This window comes from Phenylobacterium sp. (assembly GCF_036402295.1).
Taxonomy (GTDB): domain Bacteria; phylum Pseudomonadota; class Alphaproteobacteria; order Caulobacterales; family Caulobacteraceae; genus Phenylobacterium.
Genome location: NZ_DASWTE010000251.1, coordinates 1 through 5,126, shown reverse-complemented (window position 1 = coordinate 5,126; position 5,126 = coordinate 1). Strand labels below are relative to the sequence as shown.

The window sequence follows — 5,126 nt, the reverse complement described above, 5'->3', positions numbered from 1 at the left end:
AGCGGGATCGGCTGTTCCTCGCGCACGTCCTCCACCTTCACCAGCGCGAAGCCGCCCTCGACCGCCACGGGTCCGACCAGCTGGCCGACGCGGGCGCCGTTCAGGGCCTGCTCGTAGGCCTCGGGCATGACGTCGGCGGTGAAATAGCCGAGGTCGCCGCCGTTGAAGCGGGTGGCCGCGTCGCGCGAGCGCTCCATCGCCAAGGCTTCGAAGGCGGCTCCGGACGCCAGCAGCTTCTTGACCTGTTCGGCTTCGACTGCGGTGGCGAGCACGATCTGGCGCGCGCGGATCTCCACCGAGCGGCGGGCGAGCTTCTGCTGCTCCTCGTAGAGGCCGCGGATGGCGCCCTCGTTGACCGCGTCGGCCACCTGGCTTTCGACCAGCATGTCGCCCAGGACGCGGTCCTCAGCGGCGGTCAGGCGGCGCTGTGCGGCGGGGTCCTTGTCCAGCTTGCGCCGGCGCGCCTCGGCGGCCAGCAGCTTCTGGTCGATCACCTCGTCCATCATCCGGCGGAAGAGGTCGGATGACCGGTCCAGCGGCTCCCCCTCCCCGATCAGGCCCTGGGCGATGGCCTCGCGCTTCACGTCGGACGCCCAGATGGTCTTGCCGTCGACCTTGGCCACGGCCTGGTCGCCCCGCTCGGGCGGCCCGCCGTCGCCGCCGGCGCGGTCGCACGCGGCCAGGCTCAGCGCCAGCGCGAGCGACATGACGGCGATGCGAAGAGGCCGGCTGGCCGCCATGCGGTTGTCCTTTGAAACGGCGCCCGGAAAGCGCCCCGCTCCCTAGCCAATTGCATCCCGGGATGCAAAGGTTGCGACCGCGTATTTCCGGGCCCGACCGAGGGCTCAAAAAATCCATTTCGTTGGGAGGATTGCCCCTATGCGTGAAGCCGTCGTCGTCTCCTACGCCCGCACGGGTCTCGCCAAGTCGGGACGGGGCGGGTTCAACATGACCCCCACGGTCTCTATGGCCGCCCACGCCGTGAAGCATGCGGTCGCCAAGTCGGGGCTGAACCCGGCCGAGATCGAGGACGTGGTCATGGGCAACGTGGCCCACGGCGGCGGCAACATCGCCCGCCAGGCTGGCCTCCTGGGCGGCCTGCCCATCACAACCTCGGGCGTGACCGTGAACCGCTTCTGCTCGTCGGGCCTGCAGACGATCGCCATGGCGGCGAACTACGTCCGCAACGACGGCGCGAACGCCGTGGTCGCCGGCGGCGTGGAGTCGATCTCGATGCCGAACATGGGCGTCGGCAAGGACAACTTCGATCCCGAGCTGCTCAAGGTGGCGCCCGACATCTTCATGGCGATGATCGACACCGCCGACATCGTGGCCAAGCGCTACAACCTGAGCCGCGAGTACCAGGACGAGTACTCGCTGGAGAGCCAGCGCCGCATGGCCGCCGCCCAGCAGGGCCACAAGTTCGCCGACGAAATCGTCCCGATGAAGACCAAGATGAAGGTGGTCGACAAGGCGACGAAGGAAGAGTCCATCGTCGACTACGTGGTCGACCGCGACGAGTGCAACCGCCCCGACACCACGCTGGAAGGCCTCGCCAAGCTCGAGCCGGTGAAGGGCCCGGGCAACTTCATCACCGCCGGCAACGCCAGCCAGCTGTCGGACGGCGCCGCCGCCGTGGTGCTGATGGAAGGCAAGGAGGCCGAGCGCCGGGGCGTCGAGCCGCTGGGCGTGTTCAAGGGCTGGGCCGTGGCCGGCTGCGAACCCGACGAGATGGGCATCGGCCCGGTCTTCGCGATCCCGCGCCTGCTGGAGCGCCATGGCCTGAAGGTCGACGACATCGACCTTTGGGAGCTGAACGAGGCCTTCGCCAGCCAGTGCCTCTACAGCCGCGACAAGCTGGGCATCGACCCCGAGAAGTACAACGTCAACGGCGGCTCCATCGCCATCGGCCACCCCTTCGGCATGACCGGCGCGCGCCTCTCGGGCCACGTGCTGCAGGAAGGCAAACGCCGCGGCGCCAAGCACGTGGTGGTCTCCATGTGCATCGGCGGCGGCATGGGCGGCGCGGGCCTCTTCGAGGTGTTCTGACTTGAACCTCCCCCGTTCACGGGGGAGGGGGACCACGAAGTGGTGGAGGGGGCGGCGCAGCTTGCGCCGCCCTTTTCCTTTGGCGAGTCAGGCCGGGCGCACCGCCTCGAACGTCCAGACCCGGTCGCTCTCGCGGGGCCCGCGGCTGCGGTCGTAGCCGCCACAGACCGTGACGTCCGTGAAGCCGGCGGCCTCCAGGGCCAGCCCGAACTCCTCCAGGCCCCAGTAGCGCTGGCTCAGGAGGTCGATCTGGCTCTCGACCAGGACCCCGCCGCGCCAGCGCTCGTAGCGGTAGGACATCTCCGCCTTCTGCCGCAGCCAGTTGGTGGAGACCCGGTCGCCCTCAAGCGTCAGCAGGTCGCCGTCGGGCGCCGTCCAGCGGCGGCGGTCCTTGGCCCCAGTCGAGGCCAGGAAGTTGAGCCCCTGGATGTCGAGCACCACCACGCCGCCGGGCTCCAAGTGGGCATGGAAGCGGCGGAGCACGTCCATGGCGACGGCGAAGTCGTCGATGAGCGTGAACGAGCCCACCGGGATCAGGATCGCGCCGAACCGGCGGTCGTAGGCGAAGTCCTCGCAGCGCTGGGCGCTGAGATGGGGCGCGAAGCCCGCCTCGGCGCACCTGGTCCGGCAGCGATCGAGCATGTCGGCGCTGGAATCGAAGCCGGTCATGTCCAGTCCCGCCTGTAGGAAGGGAACCAGCGTGCGTCCCGAGCCGCAGGCCGGCTCGAGGATGGGTCGCCCGAAGCCGTTGAACCTCTCCAGGTGGAAGCGGGTGTCCGGCAGGGCGAAGTAGGGTTTGTCGATGTCGTAGATCTCGGCCGAGATCGAGCCGTAGCTGTTCACCCGCTCACGGGTGACGTGCGTGCTGGAAGGCATGCAAAGGCCTCAAAATCGAGAAAAGGGTCGCCCCGGAGCGTCCGGGGCGTCGCAGGGGGCCGGCGGTGTCCGCGGCGCTTATGTGCGACCTAGGCCTTCATAGTGCGGCGAGGCTTACTCGCCTCCCGGGACAGGTCAACCCGTCACGGGTGCGCCGCGTTGACTTGAGCGGGGGCAGTCCTTAAGTCAGCCACGCCCCAAAAGAGCGACTTTTCCAGGCGGGCGAAGGGCCACATCGCCGCCTAACGGACACCTCACTTGAGCATTTTCCAACGGTTCTTCGGTTCCTCCAACGACCGCAAGGTCAAGGGCATGAGCGCCCGCGTCGCCAAGATCACGGCGCTGGAGCCCGCGATGCAGGCGCTCTCGGACGAGCAGCTGCGGGACAAGACCATCGAATTCAGGGCGCGTCTGGCGAAGGGCGAGACCCTCGACCAGCTCCTCGAGGAAGCCTTCGCGGTCGTCCGCGAGGCCGCGCGCCGGGTGCTGGGCCAGCGGCACTACGACGTGCAGCTCGTTGGCGGCATGATCCTGCACAAGGGCGGCATCGCCGAGATGCGGACCGGCGAGGGCAAGACCCTGGTGGCCACCGCGCCGGTGTACCTGAACGCGCTCGCCGGCAAGGGCGTGCACGTCATCACCGTCAACGACTACCTGGCCCAGCGCGACAGCGAGTGGATGGGACAGGTCTACCGCTTCCTCGGCCTCACCGTGGGCGTGATCGTGCACGGCCTGACCCAGAGCCAGCGGCAGGAATCCTACGGCAGCGACATCACCTACGGCACGAACAACGAGTTCGGCTTCGACTACCTGCGCGACAACCTGGTCTACGACGTCAGCGAGATGGTCCAGCGCGGCCACAACTTCGCGATCGTCGACGAGGTGGACTCGATCCTGATCGACGAAGCCCGCACGCCGCTCATCATCTCGGGCCCCACCGAGGACCGCTCCGACTTCTACCGGACCGTCGACCTCCTGGTGAAGGAGCTGGTCACCGACAAGGAGACCTACGAGTACGACGAGAAGCAGCGGCAGGTGATGCTGACCGAGTACGGCTCGGAAAAGGTCGAGGAGATCATGGAGAAGGCCGGGCACCTGGCCGAGGACTCCGCCGGCCTCTACGACCCCGCGAACATCTCGGTCGTGCACCACATCAACCAGGCGCTCCGCGCCAACGTGATCTACGTTCGCGACAAGGACTACATCGTCCGCGCGGGCGAGGTGATCCTGATCGACGAGTTCACCGGCCGTATGATGCACGGCCGCCGCCTGTCCGAAGGCCTGCACCAGGCCATCGAGGCCAAGGAAGGCGCCGTCGTCCAGCCCGAGAACCAGACCCTGGCCTCGGTGACGATCCAGAACTACTTCCGCCTCTATTCCAAGCTCTCGGGCATGACCGGCACGGCCGCCACCGAGGCCCAGGAATTCATCGACATCTACAAGATGGACGTGGCCGAGATCCCGACCAACCGGCCGGTGGTGCGGATCGACGACGACGACGAGGTCTACCGGACGGCGGCCGAGAAGAACCGCGCCGTGGCCCTGCTGATCGAGGACTGCTATCGCCGCAAGCAGCCGATCCTGGTGGGCACCGTCTCCATCGAGAAGTCCGAGCAGCTCAGCGAGATCCTGAAGGCCCACACCTTCGAGCTCGACGGCAAGACCATCAAAGGCATCCCGCACAGCGTGCTGAACGCGCGCTACCACGAGCAGGAAGCCGCGATCGTCGCCGACGCGGGCGTGCCCGGCGCCGTCACCATCGCCACCAACATGGCCGGCCGCGGCACCGACATCCAGCTGGGCGGCAACGTGGACATGCGGGTCGCCAAGTGGCGCGAGGAGCAGCGCGGCCTGGGCATCGAGGTCACGCCCGAGCAGGCGCTGGCGCACAAGGCCGAGGTCGAGGCCGACATCAAGGATCTGAAGGAACAGGCGCTGGCCGCCGGCGGCCTCTTCGTCCTGGGCACCGAGCGGCACGAGAGCCGGCGGATCGACAACCAGCTGCGCGGCCGGACGGGCCGCCAGGGCGACCCGGGCCACTCCAAATTCTTCCTGTCCTGTGAGGACGACCTGCTGCGCATCTTCGCCGGCGAGCGGCTGGACGCGATCATGCGGACGTTCGGCGTGCAGGACGGCGAGGCCATCACCCACAAGTGGCTGAACAGCGCCATCGCCACCGCCCAGAAGCGCGTGGAGCAGCG

Annotated in this window: 4 protein-coding genes; 2 read left to right on the top strand and 2 right to left on the bottom strand. The window is 68.1% G+C overall.

Translation table 11 applies throughout. The features are described 5' to 3' along the window. Positions 1–740, bottom strand: a 740-nt coding sequence (locus tag VGD44_RS15490; RefSeq protein WP_331088642.1) for a peptidylprolyl isomerase, incomplete at its 3' end; no start/stop codon positions are given. A gap of 139 nt (positions 741–879) precedes the next feature. Between VGD44_RS15490 and VGD44_RS15485 the strand changes: the two genes are divergently transcribed. After that, entirely contained in the window at positions 880–2,049 is a 1,170-nt protein-coding gene (locus tag VGD44_RS15485; protein ID WP_331088640.1) for an acetyl-CoA C-acyltransferase, read from the top strand. An 87-nt stretch (positions 2,050–2,136) separates the two neighbouring features. On the opposite strand, the gene VGD44_RS15480 is transcribed toward VGD44_RS15485, so the two are convergent. Beyond that, entirely contained in the window at positions 2,137–2,925 is a 789-nt protein-coding gene (locus tag VGD44_RS15480) for a class I SAM-dependent methyltransferase (protein WP_331088638.1), read from the bottom strand. A 312-nt stretch (positions 2,926–3,237) separates the two neighbouring features. On the opposite strand from VGD44_RS15480, the gene secA reads away from it, so the two are divergent. Then, positions 3,238–5,126, top strand: a 1,889-nt coding sequence (secA, locus tag VGD44_RS15475; protein WP_331088644.1) for a preprotein translocase subunit SecA, incomplete at its 3' end; no start/stop codon positions are given.